General features: G+C 67.9%; 18 protein-coding genes. 13 read left to right on the top strand and 5 right to left on the bottom strand.

Annotation, left to right across the window (positions count from 1 at the left end; translation table 11 throughout):
• Window positions 1–100 precede the first annotated feature (100 nt).
• From ABIE51_RS12825 to ABIE51_RS12870, 10 genes are all read left to right on the top strand, one after another.
• The gene (locus ABIE51_RS12825; RefSeq protein ID WP_192631017.1) at window positions 101–1,291 is read left to right on the top strand and encodes a glycosyltransferase family 4 protein; all 1,191 of its coding nucleotides are present in this window, start codon (window positions 101–103) and stop codon (window positions 1,289–1,291) included.
• Entirely contained in the window at window positions 1,288–2,580 is a 1,293-nt protein-coding gene (locus ABIE51_RS12830; RefSeq protein ID WP_192631018.1) for a lipopolysaccharide biosynthesis protein, read from the top strand. Before ABIE51_RS12825 ends, ABIE51_RS12830 begins: the two co-directional genes overlap by 4 nt.
• Before the next feature lie 97 nt (window positions 2,581–2,677).
• Complete coding sequence (locus tag ABIE51_RS12835) at window positions 2,678–3,598, top strand: glycosyltransferase family 2 protein (protein WP_192631019.1); 921 nt, start codon at window positions 2,678–2,680, stop codon at window positions 3,596–3,598.
• Window positions 3,595–4,665: an EpsG family protein gene (locus ABIE51_RS12840; RefSeq protein WP_192631020.1), complete on the top strand. Its 1,071-nt coding sequence runs from the start codon at window positions 3,595–3,597 to the stop codon at window positions 4,663–4,665. Before ABIE51_RS12835 ends, ABIE51_RS12840 begins: the two co-directional genes overlap by 4 nt.
• Before the next feature lie 15 nt (window positions 4,666–4,680).
• A complete protein-coding gene (locus ABIE51_RS12845; RefSeq protein ID WP_192631021.1) occupies window positions 4,681–5,445 on the top strand; it encodes a YdcF family protein in 765 nt (254 codons plus the stop codon).
• Between the two features lie 217 nt (window positions 5,446–5,662).
• Window positions 5,663–6,787 carry a polysaccharide biosynthesis/export family protein gene (locus ABIE51_RS12850; protein WP_232338413.1) on the top strand — a complete coding sequence of 375 codons (1,125 nt, stop codon included), beginning with the start codon at window positions 5,663–5,665 and terminating at the stop codon, window positions 6,785–6,787.
• Window positions 6,788–6,928: 141 nt separating this feature from the next.
• The gene (locus tag ABIE51_RS12855; RefSeq protein WP_192631022.1) at window positions 6,929–7,585 is read left to right on the top strand and encodes a glutathione S-transferase family protein; all 657 of its coding nucleotides are present in this window, start codon (window positions 6,929–6,931) and stop codon (window positions 7,583–7,585) included.
• Between the two features lie 63 nt (window positions 7,586–7,648).
• A complete protein-coding gene (locus ABIE51_RS12860) occupies window positions 7,649–8,545 on the top strand; it encodes a hypothetical protein (RefSeq protein ID WP_192631023.1) in 897 nt (298 codons plus the stop codon).
• 52 nt (window positions 8,546–8,597) lie between these two features.
• Window positions 8,598–9,074 carry a VOC family protein gene (locus ABIE51_RS12865; protein ID WP_192631024.1) on the top strand — a complete coding sequence of 159 codons (477 nt, stop codon included), beginning with the start codon at window positions 8,598–8,600 and terminating at the stop codon, window positions 9,072–9,074.
• A 123-nt stretch (window positions 9,075–9,197) separates the two neighbouring features.
• Entirely contained in the window at window positions 9,198–9,770 is a 573-nt protein-coding gene (locus ABIE51_RS12870; RefSeq protein WP_192631025.1) for a mechanosensitive ion channel domain-containing protein, read from the top strand.
• A gap of 403 nt (window positions 9,771–10,173) precedes the next feature.
• Here ABIE51_RS12870 and ABIE51_RS12875 read toward each other — a convergent pair whose 3' ends face one another.
• The 3 genes from ABIE51_RS12875 to ABIE51_RS12885 form a co-directional block, all read right to left on the bottom strand.
• The gene (locus ABIE51_RS12875; RefSeq protein WP_115841733.1) at window positions 10,174–10,941 is read right to left on the bottom strand and encodes a TerC family protein; all 768 of its coding nucleotides are present in this window, start codon (window positions 10,939–10,941) and stop codon (window positions 10,174–10,176) included.
• 304 nt (window positions 10,942–11,245) lie between these two features.
• The gene (locus tag ABIE51_RS12880; protein ID WP_157030537.1) at window positions 11,246–11,419 is read right to left on the bottom strand and encodes a hypothetical protein; all 174 of its coding nucleotides are present in this window, start codon (window positions 11,417–11,419) and stop codon (window positions 11,246–11,248) included.
• A 109-nt stretch (window positions 11,420–11,528) separates the two neighbouring features.
• Window positions 11,529–14,204 (bottom strand): PAS domain-containing protein, encoded by a 2,676-nt coding sequence (locus ABIE51_RS12885; protein ID WP_192631026.1) that lies wholly within the window; start codon window positions 14,202–14,204, stop codon window positions 11,529–11,531.
• 128 nt (window positions 14,205–14,332) lie between these two features.
• Between ABIE51_RS12885 and ABIE51_RS12890 the strand changes: the two genes are divergently transcribed.
• Window positions 14,333–14,710, top strand: coding sequence for a response regulator (locus tag ABIE51_RS12890; RefSeq protein WP_192631027.1), 378 nt, complete (start codon window positions 14,333–14,335; stop codon window positions 14,708–14,710).
• 14 nt (window positions 14,711–14,724) lie between these two features.
• Here the strand turns inward: ABIE51_RS12890 and ABIE51_RS12895 are convergent, their stop codons facing one another.
• Window positions 14,725–16,161, bottom strand: a complete 1,437-nt coding sequence (locus ABIE51_RS12895; RefSeq protein WP_192631028.1) for a pyridoxal phosphate-dependent decarboxylase family protein — start codon at window positions 16,159–16,161, stop codon at window positions 14,725–14,727.
• Window positions 16,162–16,700: 539 nt separating this feature from the next.
• Between ABIE51_RS12895 and ABIE51_RS12900 the strand changes: the two genes are divergently transcribed.
• Complete coding sequence (locus ABIE51_RS12900; protein ID WP_192631698.1) at window positions 16,701–18,065, top strand: cation:proton antiporter domain-containing protein; 1,365 nt, start codon at window positions 16,701–16,703, stop codon at window positions 18,063–18,065.
• Window positions 18,066–18,095: 30 nt separating this feature from the next.
• On the opposite strand, the gene ABIE51_RS12905 is transcribed toward ABIE51_RS12900, so the two are convergent.
• Window positions 18,096–18,449, bottom strand: coding sequence for a YciI family protein (locus ABIE51_RS12905; RefSeq protein WP_192631029.1), 354 nt, complete (start codon window positions 18,447–18,449; stop codon window positions 18,096–18,098).
• A gap of 150 nt (window positions 18,450–18,599) precedes the next feature.
• Here ABIE51_RS12905 and ABIE51_RS12910 point away from each other — a divergent pair, with 150 nt between their 5' ends.
• Window positions 18,600–19,775: a serine hydrolase domain-containing protein gene (locus ABIE51_RS12910; protein ID WP_192631030.1), complete on the top strand. Its 1,176-nt coding sequence runs from the start codon at window positions 18,600–18,602 to the stop codon at window positions 19,773–19,775.
• The last annotated feature ends 77 nt before the right edge of the window (window positions 19,776–19,852 follow it).

Below are 19,852 nucleotides of genomic sequence, written 5' to 3' on the forward strand. Positions count from 1 at the left end.
CACGGACGGGTAAATCGGCATGGCTAGAATCCGGACAACCCCGGAACAGGAAGCCTTGCCACGCATCGCACCAGGAAGGAGCGCTGCCAGGTCAACACGTATGCGCATCGTCTTCTTCGCCAACACCGACTGGTATCTCTACAACTTCCGACTTCCCGCCGCGATGCAGTTGCAGGCGCAAGGCGCCGAGGTCGTCATGGTCTCGCCCGAGGGTCCCTACGGCGAACGCTTCGCGAAGAACGGCATCCGCTGGGAAACCTTGCCGATGGACCGCGCGAGCCTCAATCCATTGCGCGAGGCGGTCACCATCAAACACCTTGCCGCATTGCTGCGACGCGAGCGCCCGGACCTGATCCACAACTTCACCGTGAAGTGCGCCGTGTACGGCGCCATGGCCGCGCGCCTGTCGGGCGTTCCGGCGGTGGTGAACGCCGTCGCCGGCCTCGGCTACGTCTACGCAAGCAACGGATTGAAGGCGCGCGTGCTGCGGCCGGTCGTCAGCACGCTCATGCGCTCCACGCTCGGCAGCGGCAACTCGCGGGTGATCCTGCAGAACCCGGACGACGCCGAGGCGCTCACGAAGCTGCGCCTGGTGCGTGAGGACCGGATCCGCGTCATCCGCAGCTCGGGCGTGAACGTCGAGCGCTTCCAGCCGGCCACCGGCCGCGCCGACGGCGCGCCGCTGCGCGTTCTTCTCGCCGCGCGGCTGCTTCGCGAGAAAGGCATCGGCGAGTACGTCGAAGCCGCGCGCATGCTGAAGGAACGCGGCCGCAACGTGGAATTCCTCCTGGCCGGTACGCCGGACTACGGGAATCCAAGCTCGTTCCAGGGCGAGGAAGTCCAGGCCTGGCACGATGCCGGACTCATCCAGTGGCTGGGCCATGTCGACGACATGCCGGCGCTGATGGCCTCCGTCGACGTGATGGCGCTGCCCAGCTACTACCGCGAAGGCGTGCCGCGCTGCCTGATCGAAGGCGCCGCGAGCGGGCTTTGCATCGTCACCACCAACCTGCCCGGCTGCCGCGAAGTCGTCACGACGCACGGCGAGGACGGCCTGCAGGTGCCGCCGCGCGACGCGGCGTCGCTCGCCGCGCTGATCATGCAGCTCGACGACGATCGCGCGCAGGTGCGCCGGCTGGGCGCCAAGGCCCGCGAACGCGCCCTCGCGCATTTCGACGAGCGCCTGGTAATCGGCCGCACGCTGGATGTGTACCGCGAATTGCTGAGCTCGGACGTGCTGGCCGCGCCGCGACCGGCGCGCACGCCGACGCTCGATTGCGCACGCGAATGAACGCCAGCGCCTGGCGGCCGGCGGCAACGGCGATCAGCCTGTTGTGGCTGGCGACGATGGCGGGTGCCGGCATGGTGTTCCTCGCGCAGGTGCTGCTTGCGCGGCGGCTCGGGCCTGCGGAATACGGGTTGTTCGCCTCGTCGCTGGCGACGGTGACCGTCGTCGCGCCGCTCGCGGGCTTCGGTCTGTCGCAATTCCGCCTGCGCGTCTACGGCGCCGAGGGTTGGGCCGGCGATCGCTGGTTGAAACCGTCGTTCCGCTTCTCCGCATGGACGTGCGTGCTCGCCGTGGGCGGCGTGGTCGCGTGGGCCCTGCTCGGCCCGGTGGTCGATGCCGACACGCGCGACACGCTCCTGCTGCTCACGCCGGTGATCGTCGGCCTGTTCGCGGTCGACCTGGTCGGTAGCAAGCTGCGACTGGAGGAGCGCCACAGCGCGTTGGCGTTGTGGCAGATGCTGATGTCGGCCGGGCGGCTGGCCGTGGCGGCGACGCTGCTCGCACTGCCCGCGGCGAACGCGCTTGGTGCGGCGCTCGGTTATGGCGTCGTCGCGTTGCTGATCGCCGCGCTCGCGGTGCCGCAATTGAATGCCATGTGGCACGGCCGCATGGAACTGCAGGGCCACGGCCCGCGCCCGACGACGCTCGAACCCCTTGTCACGCCCAACGTCACGCAGTTGTGGTCGCAGGCGTGGGCCTACGGCGTCGCCGCGATCCTGTATCCCGTGTTCTTCCAGGTGAGCACGGTGCTGCTCAAATACCTGAGCAGCAACGAGGATGCGGGCCATTACGGCGTCGCGCTCGGCGTGATGACGGCGATCTACCTGTTCCCGGCGACCGTGTACCACAAGTTCCTGCTGTCCCGGCTGCATCGCTGGGCCGTGCACGATCGCCCGCGTTTCTGGCGCGTGTACCGCATCGGCAACCTGTCGATGCTCGGCGCGGGCGTGATCGTCGGACTGTTGCTCGCCGTCGCGTCGCCGTGGGCGATACCGCTCGCGTTCGGCCCGGCGTTCGCCGATGTCGCGACGCTGCTGGCGGTGCTGGCGCTGTGCGTGCCGGTGCGGTTCCTGTCCACCGCGGTCGAAGCGGCGCTGCTCACCGAAAGCCACATGCGCTACCGCGTCGTGTCGATGCTGTTCGCCGCGGTCGTGGCGGTCGCGCTCAACTGGTGGCTCATTCCGCGCTACGGCGTGATGGGCGCAGCGTGGGCGACGGTCGCGTCGGAGATCCTGCTGCTCATCGCCCGCTGGCTGGGCGTGCGCGGCTTCATGCCCAATCGCGAGGGATGAGCGGTGTCGACGCGCCACGCACGAGTCTGAACGCAGCCCCGGAGCGCACCCGGGCTTCACTTTCCGTATACGCAAAAACGCACGGGATCGGTTTCCAATGCCACAGATGATCGACGCGCCGCGCACCGCCCCTATCGACCACCATGACCGCCGTGTTGCCGCGCGCAACACGCCCGCGCCCGCGCCACATGCGTCCAGCACCGTCGCGCCCATTTCCGTCGTCGTGCCGTGCTTTCGTTGCAGCGGGACGATCGGCGATTCGATCGCGTCGGTATACGCGCAGACATTGCGCCCGGCACAGGTCATCCTCGTCGATGACGCAAGTCCTGACGACACGGTCGCCGCGCTGCACGCCGTCGCGGCGCAGTATCCACCGGGCTGGGTCGAGGTCGTCGAACTGGCGAACAACGGCGGACCGTCCGGTGCACGCAACGCGGGCTGGGAACGCGCGACGCAACCGTACGTCGCCTTCCTCGATGCGGACGACACATGGGTGCCGACGAAGATCGAACTGCAGATGCGTGCGCTGCGCGCCGATCCGGAAATCGCGCTGCTCGCGCACCGCATGCTCGTGCGCGACCGCCGCGAGCCCGCGCCCGCACCGCCGCGCGAAGCACGCACGCAGATCGTGCCGCGTCGCCGCCTCCTGCTGAACAACCCGTTCCCGACGGCATCCGTCGTACTGCGACGCGATCTTCCGTTCCGTTTCGACGAGAACTACCGGCGCGTCGAGGACTTCCTCCTCTGGGGCCAGATTGGCTTCTCCGGCTACCGCTGCGCGAAGCTCGACCAGGTGCTCGCATACTGGCACAAGGCGAACTACGGGGCCGGTGGGCTCAGCGAAGACCTCAAGGCGATGCATCGCGCCGGTCGCGAAGTCCGTCGTGAACTCCTGCGCCAGGGACTGGTGAGCTATCCCGAACACCTGTTCGCCCGCAGCATCGGCATGGTGCGCAAGGCGCGCCAGCGGATGTTGCTGGCCCTGCGGCGGGCCACCGAAGGAGGCGCGACCTCGTGAATGCCAACGTTCCCGAATACGGGATGACGCAGCGCCGCTCGACCTATGTCCCCGCGGCGACGACGCTCAGCGCGCTGCTGCTGATCGCGGTCGGGCTCTTCGGCTGCTGGCTGGTCGGCACGCGCCCGCTCGACGTGGGCACCGATACGCAGACCTATGCCGGCTTCTTCCAGGGCCTGAGTTCCGGCGCCGGCGAAACGCGCCTGGAGCCCGGTTTCGTCTATCTCACGTGGGGCCTGTGGAAACTCGGCTTCGGCGTCATCGGCTACCAGACGGCGCTGTTCGCCTTCATGCTCGGCACCATCTTCATCGCGACGCGCCGCTACCAGGACTACCTCGTCGGCGACGACCCGGTCCAGCGCCGCGGTTTCCTGACCTTCCTCGGCGCGGCGATCATGCTGCTGTATGTCTCGCCGATGTTCGTCAACGCGACGATCAACGCGGTGCGACAAGGCCTTGCCGCGTTGCTGGTGTTCGCCTCGCTGCTGTCGTTCCAGCGCAAGCAATGGCTGGCGTTCGTCGTGCTCGGCGCGGTGGCGGCGAGCCTGCACCTGTCGTCACTGCTCTACCTGGTGTTCGCGCCGGTGCTGCTTTTCGGCACGAGGATGCAACGCCTCATCGCCGTCATCGCGTTCGCGTCCTACGTCAGCGGGCTCTCCACGATGATCGTGCGTGCCTTCATACCGGCGCTGTACGAACTAATGATGACCTACACCGCCACGGACCGCTCGCGTGTCGGTGTTCGCGTCGACTTCGCGGTGTTCTCGATCTTCTGGTACATGCTGCCCTTCGTGCTGGCGCCGCTGGTGCGGGCCGAGTATCGCGAGAAGATCAAGCAGAGCGCGGCGGTTTACCTGGTGATGACGCTTCCGTTCTTCGCCGTCGGCTGGGGCTACTTCTCCAACCGTTACCTGCTGCCGGCATGGCTGAGCGTGTCGCTGATCCTCGCGGCGATGCTCGTGCACAGCCGCGTTGCGTTGCTGCGCAATCCGTTGCTCCTGCGCTTCGGCTTGATCCTGTCGTGCGCGGCGTTCTACTACTATGTCACCAACGAAATCCTGATCTGAGGATATCCGCCACGCATGCAGGCCCTGCAATCCTTGCTTGTCGCCCTGACGTTTCCCCCTGCCCTGTCCGTCGCGCTGCTCATCGTCGCGGCGCTGTTCGCACTCATCCGCTGGCGTCGCATCGCCATGGCCACGGCCGTGCTCGCCGTCGCATGGTCCGCATTGCTAGCCATCCCGAGCGTTTCGGACTGGGTGCGCGGCCGGCTCGAAAGCCGATATCCGCCCGTCGATGAATCCACCTTGCCGCAGGCCGACGCGATCGTCGTACTCGGCGGCGCCACGCACTTCTACTGGCTCGAACGCCAGAACGTCACGGCCTATGACCTCGAGAACAGCCGCCTCGCCGCGGGCGCGCGTGCATGGCTCGAGGGAAAGGCGCCGGTCATCGTGCTGTCCGGTGGCGGCGACAACGGCGGCAACGAGGCCGCGAGCGAAGCGCGGATCATGGAGCATGCGATCCAGCGCCTGGGCGTTCCGCAGAATGCGCTGCTGCTGGAAACCAAGAGCCGCAACACGCGCGACAACGCGCGTTACACCGCGCAGATCGCCCGCGAGCACGGCTTCGATCGCATCCTGCTGGTGACCTCCTCGCTTCACATGACCCGTGCCGTGATCGAGTTCCGCAAGGCCGGCGTGGAGATCACGCCCGTGCCGGTCCCCGAAAGCGGCAAGCGCGAAAGCTGGACGCAACGCTGGCTACCGTCGGGTCGTGCGTTATGGCGGAGTGGACGCGCGATCAAGGAAATGGGTGCGATCGTGATGTCGCGTCTACGGAACTGAACGACGTGTGGCACGCGTCACACCGCCATTCATTCGCTCGTTCGCATCACTGAATGCAACTGCACTGCCCGCCCGTGGCATCACGCCGTGTGCGCCATGCGCGATCTAGGCTTCCGTGGCGAACACAAGGACATCGCTACGTTCACAACGTCGTTCCACCGGCCGCGTCCCGCATGGAAATGGTGACGAAGGGCATCGCGCAGCTGACCAGCCGCGCATGTCGCGCCAAGAACCCGAGGGCCATGCATTGAAGACGCTCACTCTTGCCTGCTCGGTCGCGATCGCGACCGTCATCACCGGGTGCACCGGCCAGCAGATGACGCGAGGCGACATACAGGATTCGCGCTTCGTCGGGGGCGAGGTGAAGATGATCCCGATCACCTCCGACGTCGTCTCCGCGCCCGCGCCCAAGGCCGTCGTACCGCAGGAACTGCTGGCATTCCGCGGCGAGACCTACAAGATCCAGCCGGGCGACACGCTCATCGTCACCGTGTGGGATCACCCCGAACTCACCACGCCTGCCGGCAACCAGCAGCAGGCCGTGACCAACGGCCGCCTGGTGCAGCCGGACGGCACGTTCTACTTCCCGTATGCCGGCAAGCTCAACGTCACCGGCATGACGATCGAGGACCTGCGCAGCACGCTGACCTCGCGCCTGGCGAAGTACCTCACCAATCCGCAGCTCGACGTCAACGTTGTCGGCTTCGGTAGCCGCGTTGCACTGCAGGGCGCGTTCGTCGACACCACGCCGCAGGACGTGACGACGGTTCCGATGACGCTGTCGCAGGTCGTGGGCCGCGCGCGCATCGACGTCGCGCAGGCCGATCTGTCGGGACTGGTGCTCACCCGCGACGGACGCAACTACAACCTCGACCTGGATGCGCTCAACCGCGACGGCAACGTCGCGCAGGACATCTACCTCAAGCCGGGCGACCGCCTCTTCCTGCCGTTCAACGACCGCAAGGAGGTCTACGTCATCGGCGAAGTCGCGCGACCGCAGGCGCTCACGTTCAAGACGACCGATGTCACGCTCACCCAGGCGTTGGGTCGCGCGGGCGGTTTGAATCCCATCACCTCCAAGGGTGAGGCGGTCTACGTGATCCGCGGGCTCGAAGACATGGGAACGCCGCAGGCGACGCAGGGCGCCACCACGGTCTACCAGCTCGATGCGAAGTCGCCGGTCGCCTTCGCGCTGGGCGACAAGTTCCGGCTGAAGCCCGGCGACGTCGTGTGGGTCGGCCCGGCCGGCGTGACGCGCTGGAACCGCTTCCTGTCGCAGCTGCTGCCGCTGTCCTCGCTCGTGACCAACGCCGCCTCGGCCCAGTACGACCTGACCCGGTAACGGCCAAGATTCAAGCGTGGGTGGGAGGAGAAGGAGGAGCTTCGGCTCCTCTTTCTTTTTGGGCCCATGCCGGATGTCGATTCGCAAGCCCTGCGCTCGTCGGGGAAGATGAGGCGACCCGCCTCGTCATCCGGAGCGCCCATGCTGCAGCTGTATGCCCACCCGTTCTCCTCGTATTCGCAGAAGGTCCTGACCGCGCTGTACGAGAACCGCACGCCGTTCGAATGGAAACTGCTCGAATCGCCGGAGTGCGACGCCTGGCGCGAGCTGGTCGCGATGTGGCCGGTGCGGCGCTTCCCGGTGATGGTCGAGGACGGTCGCATGGTCGCCGAGGCCAGCTGCATCATCGAGTACCTCCACGTGCATCATCCCGGCCCGGTGAAGCTGATCCCGGACGATGCCGACGAGGCGATCGAGGTGCGGATGATGGACCGCTTCTTCGACCACTACATCTCCACGCCGCAGCAGAAGTTCGTGTTCGATGCACTGCGCCCGGAAGCCGAACGCGACACGCGCGGCGTCGAGGAAGCGCGCGACATGCTCGAAAATGCCTACGGCTGGCTCGACGGCGTGATGGCGAACCGCGAATGGGCCGCCGGCTCGCGCTTCAGCCTGGCCGATTGCGGCGCGGGGCCGTTCCTGTTCTACGCGGACTGGACGCACCGCATCGACCCGCGTTACGCGAACGTGCGCGCGTATCGCGAGCGCCTGCTTGCACGTCCTGCATTCGCGCGTGCCGTGGACGAAGCGCGGCCGTACCGGTCCTACTTCCCGCTCGGCGCGCCCGATCGGGATTAGGCGCGACTGGACCCCGTCGCCGCGACACGGGCATCATGCGCGCTGCTCGTTCGGGGATCGCGCATGTTGCTCATCATCACCGCCATCGTGCTTCTGGCCGGACCGGCGCTGCTGGCGCTGGCGGGCCTGTTCGTCTCGAAGTCGGCTACGCCGGCGCGCGCGGATCGCGTGCGCTGGAGCTGGAGGACCGTCCTGGTGTCCGCCCTGCTCTACGCGCTCGCCTTCAACCTGACGTTCTTCGTGCAGGAAGTCTTCCTCGTCGTGCCGAAGGCGCTCACGCCGGGATTGCAGCCGACGCTGTTCCACAACAACCACCTGTGGACCGGCGAGAGCCCGCTGGCGAGCCTGTTCCAGGGCACCGGCGCGCTGGCGACCGCCATCGTCGGCCTGGCGTGCCTGTTCGCGGTGCGCGCGGGTCGTCCGCGTTCCGTCGCGTGGCGGTTGTTCGTCCTGTGGATGGCGTACTGCGGCCTGCTGATGGCGTTGCCGCAGGTGGTGATCGGCGCACTGAGCACGGGCAGCGACGTCGGCATGGCGATGGTGTACTTCGGCCTCGCGCCGGAGACCAAATTCATCGCGGCCTTGATCGCGCTGGCCGCGATCGTCGTCGTGTCGCTCGCGCTGGTGCGGCCCGCGCTCGAGCTCGCCGACGAGCCGGCGGCCGTCGCCACGCCGGCGGCGCGCACGCGCTTCGTGCTGCAGACGATCGCGCTGCCGATGCTGATCGGCACGGCGCTGGTGATTCCCTTCCGCGTGCCGCGCGAGATGCTGGAAGTCGTGCTGCTGCCGTTGATCGTCGGCGTGCCCGGGGCGCTGTGGATGCTCGCCGGCGCGTGGCGCGTTCGCGATGCGCAGGCGACGGGCACGCCCTTGCGCGCGATCGTGACGCCGCTGCTGGGGGCCATCGCGCTGCTGCTGGTGTTCCAGCTGGTGCTGCGGCCGGGCGTCGCGTTCTACTGAGGCATCACGCGCCCGCGCGCATGCTCGCGCTTTGCCGCCGGGAGCGCGCGCCATGGCCGTCGATCCGATTCCGCCGGGGCATCAACGCATCACGCCGGGCATCGTCGTGGGCGATGCCAAGGATGCGATCGCCTTCTACGAAACCGCCTTCGGCGCGACGCTCACCTACCGGCTCGACGCTGGCGGCAAGGTCGCGCATGCCGAGATGCGCATCGGCGATGCGCGCTTCATGCTGTCGGACGATTTCCCCGAATGGGACGCGCTGGGCCCGGAATCGCGCGGCGGCACCACCGGCAGCCTGCTGGTGTACGTCGACGACGTGGACGCGGCTTTCGAGCGCGCGATCAAGGCCGGCGCGACGGTGTTGCAGGCGGTGGAAAACCAGTTCTGGGGCGACCGCATGGGCACGGTGGTGGATCCCTTCGGCCATCGCTGGATGCTCGGCACGCATGTCGAGGACGTCGGCGAGGACGAGATGCGCCGGCGTGGCACAGAGTGGGCCAAACAGTACGAAGCGGACCACACGTAAGTTCCTCGCGCTACTCGCAGCGGCGACCAGCGATTACGCTTGCGGCATGAACACCGCATCCCGATACGAAAGCATCTCCTTGCACGCTCGACCGCATCGCGCATCGCGCGCAGGAACCACGCGATGAACGTGTTTTCTCCCGCAGGCCATCTGCCGAACGCGAAGTGGGTACGCGACGGCGTCGACCTGGTCGTGCCGCTGGGCGAAGCGGCGCTGATCCTCGTTGCCGCGTGGCTGTTGCGCCTGCTGCTGCGCAAGGCGCTCAACCGCGTGTGCGCGCGCTACGAGTTGCCGGTCGAGATGACCATCGGCGCGCGGCGCGTGATGGGCACGCTGATCTACGTCGCGGCCACTTTCCTGATCCTGCAGCGCCTGGGCGTGTCGGCGTCGGTGTTGTGGACGGCGATCACCGGATTCGCCGCGGTCGCGGCGGTGGCATTCTTCGCGGCGTGGAGCGTGCTGTCCAACATCTTCTGCACGTTCCTGATCCTCACCTCGCGCCCGTTCCGCCTGCACGACGAAATCGAACTGCTGGAGAACGGCGAGAAGCCGGGCCTCAGGGGTCGCGTGGTCGACATCAACCTGATCTACACGACGCTGCAGGAAACGCGCGCCGACGGCTCGGACACGACGCTGCAGATACCGAACAGCCAGTTTTTCCAGCGTTCGATCAGAAGGTGGCGGGGGGCGTCGTGATCGGTTGAACGTGATCGTGATCGGTTGACCGCGGCGCGGCAATGAGCACAAGGGCGTTGCCGGTATGACGTGCTTTTGCCGTCATTCCCGCAAGGCGGGAATCCATCCATCCGACGCATCACGATCTTCGGAAGCCATGACAGCACCGACAGTTGGATCCCCGCCTTCGCGGGGATGACGACTCTCCTTGCCGTCATCCCCGTTCTTGCTGTCATTCCCGCGCAGGCGGGAATCCATACGTCCGACGTATCACGCTCTTCGGCGGCCATGACGGCACCGACAGTTGGATCCCCGCCTTCGCGGGGATGACGCCTTTTTTGCCGCGACGGCCAAGCAGGCGTGAGCCATCCGCGGCACCCAGCCCCTTTCCCGAGAGAGAGGGGCTGGGTGCCCGTGGGCCGCCTCACTCCGACGGCACTTCCTCGTATCGCTCGCGCAGCTTGACCGGCTCGGTCTTGCGCGCTTCGCGCTTGCGGATCCACAGGTTGATCATCTCGACGAACACCGAGAAGGCCATCGCCGTGTAGATGTAGCCCTTGCTGATGTGCTGGCCGAAGCCGTCGGCGATCAGCACCAGGCCGATCATGATCAGGAAGCTCAGCGCGAGGATCTTCACCGTCGGATGGCGCTCGACGAAATCGCCGATCGGCTTGGCGAAGGCCAGCATGAAGACGATGGAGATCAGGATCGCGGCCACCATCACCCAGCGCTCGTCGACCATGCCGACGGCGGTGATGATCGAGTCCAGCGAGAAGACGATGTCCAGCACCATGATCTGCGCGATCACGCTGCCGAAGGTCGCGCCGACGACCTTGCCGGTGGAGACCGCTTCGCTGGCGCCTTCGAGCTTCTGGTGGATTTCGTGCGTGGCCTTGGCGATCAGGAACAGACCGCCGCCGATGAGGATCAGGTCGCGCCACGAGAATTCGTTGCCGAAGACTTCGAACAGCGGCTTGGTCAGGCTCACGATCCAGGCGATGGTCAGCAGCAGGCCCAGGCGGGTGATCGCCGCTAGCGCGATGCCGAGCTTGCGCGCCTTGTCGCGCTGGTGCGGCGGCAGCTTGCCGGACAGGATGGAGATGAAAATGATGTTGTCGATGCCGAGCACGAGCTCGAGCGCCGTCAACGTAGCCAGGGCGATCCAGATTTCGGGGTTTAGAAAGATGTCCATCGGATGGATTCGGTTCGGTGGGCGGGAGCCGCAACCCACGCGCGAATCGCATCCGTCGGATCGATCACCCGCCCTTCGCCGTCGCTCATCGCGAGCAACCGACGATCCTTCGATCGGGCTTGATCCGGACGCACCTTCGCCGTGGCTTTACGGCGAAGGTCTTGCTCACAGGCCTGCGGCCTGCTGCTGCACCGGGGCCGGTCCCGTTGCAGGACGACCCGTAATGACGGCGACAGCACGATGGAGCTACTCCCCTTCTGCGGCGATCCTAGCACGGGCGGATCACCGCAACGGAACGAGACGTTCAGGCATGACCCGCACTCAGCCGGCGCAGGCGCATCTGGTGTTCGGCGCGATCGGCGCGCGTGGGTTTGCGCGCGTCTTCCCTGCGCGGCAGACGAACCAGACGCGGCATGCGGGGACGGGTCGAGATCGCGGCCGGCGCCTGGGGAGGAGTCGGAAGCTTGCGGGTGGCCATGGGGGAAAAACCTGTCGGTTCGGGCAAACAGAATCAGGGCAGGCAGGTTAAGCCGGAGCGAAGCAGGCATTCGCCGCGACGTCGCCGGCACGCGCCATGTTTCATGCCTTCATAACCGCGCGTCATGACCGTGCGGTGACGCCATTTCGCGGCGCGAAATGGGCATGGCGATGGTGCAATGGACGCCCGCATCGGTGAGCTCGTACGTCGTGCGCGCGCCGAACTGGTACGGCAGCGCCCGCTCGATAAGCTCGCGCCCGGCGCCGCTGCCGCGCTCCACGTCGCAGGCGGCCGGCGGCACCACGCCGGTCTCGCGCCAGTCCACGTGCAGCCACGGGCGGCCGTCCTCGTCCTGCACGCTCCAGGCGATGCGCAGGTACCCGGCGGGGTCGCGCAGCGCGCCGTACTTGACCGCGTTGGTGATGAGCTCGTGGATCGCCAGCGCCAGCGGCTGCACGCTGGAGGAGCGCAGCGTCACGCCGTCCGGCCCGGACAGCGTGAAACGCGAGCCGTCCTGCGCGTCCAGATGCGCCGCCAGTTCCATGCGCAGCAGTTCGTCGAAAGTCACGCGCTGGCCTTCCTTCAGGCGCGACAGCAATCCCTGTACGCGCGCCAGCGAGCCCAGCCGTTCGCTGAACACGGTCGCGAACTGCGCCATGTCGGCGCTTTCGCGCAGGGTGCGGTCGGAAATCGAGCGCACCACCGCGATGAGGTTGCGCGTGCGGTGCTGGAGTTCGGCCACCAGCACGCGCTGGGCGTCCTCGTACTCGCGCCGCAGCGTGGTGTCGATCATCGAACCGACCATGCGCACGGGCCGGCCTGCGGCGTCGTAGAAGAAGCGGCCTCGTGCGTTGGCCCAGTGCACGCTGCCGTCGGGATGCAGGAAGCGCACCTCGCGCGCGTATTCGCCGCCGGTGAGCATCGCCTGCCGCACCGCGGCTTCGGACGTCTCGCGGTCGTCCGGGTGCACGCGCGCGACCCAGGCCTCGTAGCTCGGCACGACCTCGCCGGGCAGATAGCCTTCGATGCGGTAGTGCTCGTCCGACCAGGCGACCTCGCCCGTGGTCAGGTTCCAGTCCCAGGTCGCCAGGCGGCCGACCTCGATCGCGCTGCGCAGGCGCTCCTCGCTTTCGCTCAGACGGAACTGCGCCTTCTTCAGCAGCGTCGCGTCCTGCGCGATGCCGCCGATGCGGTTGATGCGGCAGTCGTCGTCGCGCATCGGGAATTCGGTGCCCAGCAGCCAGAGTTCGTCGCCGGTTTCGCCGTGCAGGATCCGGTACTCCTGTTCCACGCGCTCGCCCTGCTGCACGCGGCGCACCGCGCGGCGCACGGCTTCGCGATCGTCCGGGTGCACCATCGCCAGCCACGCGTCGAAGCCGCTGCCGACGACCGCATCGCAGCGCCGTCCGCAGATGGTCTCGAACGCCGCGCTGACGTATTCCAGCTCCAGCGTGTCGGCGTTGCGGATCCACAGGACGCTGGACGCCGCTTGGCCGAACTGGCGGAAGCGCTCCTCGCTGTCGCGCAAGGCGAGTTCCGCGTCGCGACGCGGCTTGATGTCCTGGAACAGGATGCCGACCTGTTTCTGCCGACCCTTCAGCCGGAACACGCGATAGCGGAAATAGCGCTGCACGCGCGCCGACGGTCGTTCGAGCGAACGTTCCTTGCCGGTGCGGATGACCTGCTCGACGATGTCCAGCCATTCCTGGTCGAAGTCCGGCACGACCTCCGACAACCGCCGGCCTGCGATGTCGCGTCCGATGTAGCGACGCGCCATCGGGTTTTCCTGCAGGAACTGCAGGTCGACGATGCGGCCTTCCTCGTCCTTCACGACTTCGCCGATGTAGAACGCCTCGCCCATGCTGTCGAACAGGTCGCGGTAGCGGCGCTCGCTGTCGTGCAGCGCCGAGGCCGCGCGCACCAGCCGCCCCTGCAGCAGCAGCGCGTGACGCAGCAGCAGTCCTAGCATCACCAATGTGCCGACCAGCCCGTAGACGCGGCCGATGTAGAAACCCAGCTGATAACGGGCACTGATCATCATCCCGCTAAGCGCCAGTTCGATCACCGCCGCGAGCAGCGTCACGCACAGCCACAGGTCGAGCAGTCGTCGCAGGCGCGTGCGCCAGATCAGCAACGCGATCGCGATCAGGTGCACCGTCCAGACCGCGGTCCCGATCAGGCGCGTCATCAACGGCCGGTATTGCACGCTCACCAGCAATTGCGGCAGGCGATCGTCCAGGCGCACCAGCGCCAGCGCGATCAGCACGACCGAAAGGACCACCGCCGGATACGCGACGCGATGCAGCGGCCATCCGCCGTTACGCCAGCGCCCGGTGCCGGCCAGCGCATACGCGACGACGAACAGCGGCGACACGCCATGCCAGAAGATCCACAGCCACGCGGTGGTTTGCGAGTCGCCGAACAGGCTGCCGCTGACGAAGGCATCGGGGAAACTCAGGCCGTGCAGCAACGCGAACAGCGCGCCGTACAGATAACCGCAGGCCAGCCACAGGAAGCTGCGCTGGTGAAGGTCGCGATACTGCGCGTGCAGCATCAGCGCGGCGATCGACGCCAGCACCATCACCGCCGCGTCGTAGGCCGGAACGAAGGTCGGCACCGCCGGCAGCGCGCGCCCGGCGAACGGCGCCGTCGCCGCGAAGGCCAGCAACAGCACGACGGCGACGCAGGCCGCGCGCCGGCGGTCGCCGCGATCGGCCAGCACCATGCCGAGGAAACTGGAGGCCTCGGCACCTGACGTGGACGTCGCAACGGGATGGACGGTCACGGGCGGGCTCCGGGCGGGCTCGCGGACACGATCCGCTCCTGTACCGTGGGCGCTGCGTGAATGCGTGGCCGTCTCGCGGCCTTAACTTTTCGGCGCGAACAATGCGGGTAAACCCGAGGAGAGATCCCATGCGCGACGCTGGCCTCCGCGGTCTCCACCTCCTGCTGGTGGAGGACGACTATCTCCTCGCCTCTGGCCTGCAGGAAGCGCTTGAACTGGAAGGCGCGACGATTGTCGGCCCCTACCCCGATGTGCAGGGCGCGCTGCGCGGCATCGCGCAGGCGACCGTGCTCGACGGCGCGCTGCTCGACGTGAACCTCGGCGACGAAACTTCCTTCGCGGTGGTCGAAGCGCTGCGCAGCCGCGGCGTGCCGATGCTGTTCCTCACCGGCTATGACGACAGCGCGCTCCCAGCGATCTACGGCGACATTCCGCGCTGCCGCAAGCCGGTCGGCCTCGCGGAACTCGTGCGCGAACTGAATTCGCACCTCGTCCGCGTGGGTTGACCCGCCTCGGCCGTTTACGCGGTTCCCGCCGCGGCGTGCAGCGCGTGGAACACGCGCAGGATCGCCGCGACGCTGCGCTCCGCATCGTCCTCGCTGGTCGCCCAGTTCGATACGGAAATCCGCATCGCGGCCTTTCCCTGCCACGTCGTACCACCGAGCCAGCACGTGCCATCGCGCTGCACGCCGGCGATCACCGCACGGGTGAGGTCGTCGTCATCGCCGAAGCGCACCAGCACCTGGTTCAGCACGACGTCGTTGAGCACCTGTACGCCATCGGCAGTGCGCAGCGCGTCGGCCATCTGCCGCGCGCGTTCGCAACTGGCGTCGATCAGGTCCTGCACGCCGCCCTGCCCCAGCGCGCGCAGCGTCGCGTACACGGGAACGCCGCGCGCACGACGCGAGAACTCGGGCACCCAGTCCACCGCGTCGCGTTCCTCGCCGTGCGTCTGGATCAGGTAAGCGGCCTGCGAGGTCATCGCCTCGCGGTGATCCTGCGCGTGGCGCACGATCGCGACGCCGCAGTCGTACGGCACGTTGAGCCATTTGTGCGCGTCCGTCGCCCACGAATCGGCGAGTTCGATACCATCGGCCAGGCTACGCAGCGATTCGCTGGCGCGCGCCCACAGACCGAACGCGCCATCCACGTGCAGCCATGCGCCACGTTCGCGCACGACCTCGGCAACCTCGCGCAGCGGATCGAACGCACCGGTGTTCACGTTGCCCGCCTGCGCGCAGACGATCATCGGCCCTTCGATCGAGGCAACCACCTTGCGCAGACGATCGGCGTTCATGCGCCCCTGCGCGTCGGTTTCCACGCGATGCACCGAGCGCGTGCCCAGTCCGAGGTAACGCAGCGCGACGTCGATCGTGACGTGCGATTCGGCCGACGCCACGACGTGCAGCCGAGGCGCGCCCTGCAGGCCGTCGGCTTCGACGTCCCAGCCGGCGCGTCGCAGCATCTGGTGACGCGCGGCTGCAAGGCAGGTGAAGTTCGCCATCTGGCAGCCGGTGACGAAACCGACGCCGCTTTCGCGCGGCAGATCGAACAGGTCGAGCAGCCATTGCCCGGCGACCTCCTCCACCACGGACACCAGCGGCGAGATCGCATAGATGCCGGCGTTCTGGTCCCACGTGGAGACCAGCCAGTCGGCCGCGAGCGCCACCGGATAGGCGCCGCCGACCACGAAACCGAAGTACCGCGGCGAATTGCAGGCGACCGCACCGCGTTCGGCCTGCTGCGCGAGCAGGTCGATCACCTCGCCGCCTTCGTCGCCGTGTTGCGGCAGCGGCATGCGCAGCGCGGACAGCAGTTCGTCGCGACCGGCGCGCGCGGCGACATGGCGGTCCGGCAGGCGCCGCAGGTAATGCCCGGCATGCATGCGGGCGTTGTCGAGGTATTCGTCGAACACTGCGGACTGGAACAGGCTCGACGGGATGGGATCGGTGGCCATGGCGCGCAGTCCTCGGGAGGAGGCCGAAGCATAGGCGCGTGGTGGGGGGTTGCCGTTAAGAATGTGTGGATTCGGACGAGCGTGGCGCACTCAAGAAAACTGTCATCCCGGCGAAGGCCGGGCTCCAGGCCGATAGCGTTTGGGTACCCGTCGCCGCGAACAGCTGCGCCGTCATTCCAGCGAAGGCTGGAATCCATTTGGATCTTCGCGTACGCCCGTGAAGCAACACCGTAGCGCTGTGCCACAACAATCGTTCGACGCCATTGCTCCGTTACCCCTGCCCGGCCCGAACGCGCAGCGTTCGGGCGTTCGAAGGCGCGCGAACCAGTGGTTCGCAAGCAGCGCCTTCTCACCCCCAACCCCTCTCCCGAAGGGAGAGGGGCTCAAAGCCCGTCATCCCGGCGAAGGCCGGGACCCAGGCTGATAGCGTCCGCGCGCCCCGTCACCGCGAACACCGCCGCGCGAAACCGGGCGCCGGGCCGCTATAGTCCGTCGAATCGCCGCCGGAGCGCCCCTTGGCCACGTCCCACCCGCATCGCATGCAACCCAAGTTCCCGTGGCGTTACCTGTTGCTGGTCGTGGTGCCGCTGGTCGCAGCCGTGGCGATGTCGCGCCATGGGTTGCCGATTCCGGACGTCCTGACATCGGCGCCAACGCACCCCTCCGCCGCACCCGCCGCCACGCATGGCCCGCTGACCACCCCGCTCGCGCGCTTCCTGCTCCAGCTGCTGGTCGTGCTGTGCGTGGCGAAGGGCGCCGGCTGGCTGCTGCGCCGGTTCGGGCAGCCGGCGGTGATCGGCGAGATGGCCGCCGGCCTGCTGCTCGGCCCGCTGCTGTTCGGCGCCGTCGCGCCGGACGTGCAGGGCTGGCTGTTCGCACCCGAAAGCCTCGGCGCCCTCGGCATGGTGAGCCAGCTCGGCGTGCTGATGTTCCTGTTCGTCGCCGGCGCCGAACTGGACCTGTCGAGCCTCAACGGCCGGCGCGGTTTCGCGCTGCTGGTCAGCCACGCGGGCATCGCCTTGCCATTCCTGTGCGGCGTGCTGCTCGCGCTGCCGCTGTTCGCAGAACACGCGCCGCCGGGTGTCGGCTTCGCCGGGTTCGCGTTGTTCATGGGCGTGTCGCTGTCGATCACCGCCTTCCCGGTGCTGCTGCGGATCCTCTCCGATCGCGGCATCTCGCAGACCGAAATGGGCCGCATCGCGATCGCCTGCGCCGCGCTTGGCGATGCCAGCGCGTGGTGCCTGCTCGCGGTGATCGTCGCCACCGTGCAGGCCACCGGCTGGATGACGGCGGTGGTGAGCCTGGCGGGCACGCTGCTGTTCGCGGTGGCGGTGCTGGCGCTCGCGCGGCCGTGGATAACCCGCCGCGAGATCACCGTCGAACGCGAAGGCCGCGCGCTCATCGCGTTGCTGCTGCTGGCGCTGCTGTGCGCGCTGGTCACCGAGGCGCTGGGCATCCACGCGCTGTTCGGCGCGTTCCTCGCCGGCATCGCCGTGTCGGGCAATGCGCGGCTGCGGCACCTGCTGGTCGAACGCGTGGAGCCGTTCGCGATCTCGCTGCTGCTGCCGCTGTTCTTCGCGATGACCGGCCTGCGCCTGCGCGTGGAGGGCTGGCAGGCATCGGACCTGCTGCTCGGCGTGCTGGTCATCGCGGTTGCGACGCTCGGCAAGGGCGCGGGCACCTGGCTCGCCGCGCGCTCGGCCGGCATGCACAACACCGACGCGCTGCGCCTGGGCGCGCTGATGAACACGCGCGGGCTGATGGAACTGATCGTGCTCAATCTCGGCTACGAGATGGGCCTGATCGGCGACCGCCTGTTCGCCGTGCTGGTGATCATGGCGCTGGTCACCACCGCCATGACCGGCCCGCTGCTGGATCTGATCGAACGACGCGCGCGCCGCTGAGGGCAGCGGCGGCGCGTCCGCAGCGCTGGGTCAGACGCCCGGCTCCTCGATCTGCCGCACCTCGCACTCGATGTTCCATTCGTCGCCATGGATCGCGACGAAGCGGCGCGTGAGTTCGGTGGCTTCGTCCAGGTCGGCCGCTTCGAGGATGGCGTAGCCGCCGACGACTTCCTTCGCCTCGGCGAACGGGCCGTCGATGTTCGACAGCTTGCCGTCGTGCAGCCGCACGCGGCGGCCCTTCGCGGTGGGCTGCAGGCCGCCGGTATCGACGAGCTTGCCGGCGGCGCGCATTTCGCCGATGAGCACGGTCATCTCATCGATCAGGCGCTGGCTCGGCACCTGGCCGGTGTTTTCGTCAACTCGGATCAGGGACATGAAACGCATGGGATCTCCTTCGGTTCGCGGGCGCGGAAGCGCGCCCTTCATCGACATCGACGAGCGGGGTCGTGCGGAATCGACAAACGACGTCGAGGTCGCGGCCCCCGGTGCCGGCTATGCTGCGGCGATCCCTTCCGCCCCCCTGCGACGCGCCCGATGACCCGTCCCGCCGCCCTGCACGCCCGCTTCGTCCTCCTGCTCTGGCTGTTGCTGGCCGCTCCGGCGTTCGCACAGGGGTATTTCCCGCCGCGCGGCGACTGGGCGCGGGCCACGCCGGCGCAGTCGGGCTTCGATCCGAAGCGGCTGCAGGAAGCCATCGACTACGCCATCACGCAGGAGGCGAAGGAACCGCGCGACCAGTCCGTCGCGCTGGCGCAGAGCTTCGGCGCGAAGGAGCCGTTCTTCGACGGCCAGATCGGCCCGACCGCGGTGCGTGCCGGGCTCAACGGCATCATCGTGCATCGCGGCAAGGTCGTGGCCGAGTTCGGCGATACGCGCAGCCTCGACATGAGCCACAGCGTCACCAAGACGTTCCTCAGCACGGTGGTCGGCGTCGCGTGGCAGCGCGGGCTGATCCGCGACACGAACGACCGCGCCGCCGACTACATGCCGCGCGACGTCGACCTGTTCGCGTCCGAACACAACGCACCGATCACCTGGGAGCATCTGCTCCGCCAGACCAGCGACTGGCAGGGCACGCTGTGGGGCAAGCCGGACTGGGGCGACCGGCCGTCCGGTCCGCCGGAACAATGGCCGAACCGGGAGCGCCACGTACCCGGCACGCACTACATGTACAACGACGTGCGCGTGAACGTGCTGGCGCTGGCCGCATTGCAGGTGTGGCGTCGCCCGCTGCCGGAGGTGCTCCGCGAGAACGTGATGGACCCCATTGGCGCAAGCACGCGCTGGCGCTGGCACGGCTACCGCAACTCGTGGGTCGAACTGGCCGGGCAGAAGATGCAGTCGGTGTCGGGCGGCGGCCACTGGGGCGGCGGCATGTTCATCGACGCGTGGGACCTGGCGCGTTTCGGGTACCTCTTCCTTCGCGATGGACGCTGGGACGGGAAGCAGATCGTTTCGCGCGAATGGATCGCCAAGGCGCGCACGCCCGGCGCCGACAACCCCGAATACGGCTACTGCAACTGGTTCCTCAACACCGACCGCAAGTCGCTGCCGTCGGCGCCGGAAAGCAGCGTCACCTTCCGCGGCAACGGCCAGAACATCGTCTACATCGATCACGACAACGACCTGCTGATCGTCGTGCGCTGGATCGATCGCGGCGACGCGCTCGATACGTTCATCGGGAAGGTGCTGGCGGCGCGGGTGAGGTAACCCAAAGGCCCGATGCCGGCGTCCTGTTCCTATCATGCCGTCATCCCGGCGTAGGCCGGGACCCAGGCCTATGTCGT

This window comes from Lysobacter sp. OAE881 (assembly GCF_040546665.1).
Taxonomy (GTDB): Bacteria; Pseudomonadota; Gammaproteobacteria; order Xanthomonadales; family Xanthomonadaceae; genus Lysobacter_J; species Lysobacter_J soli.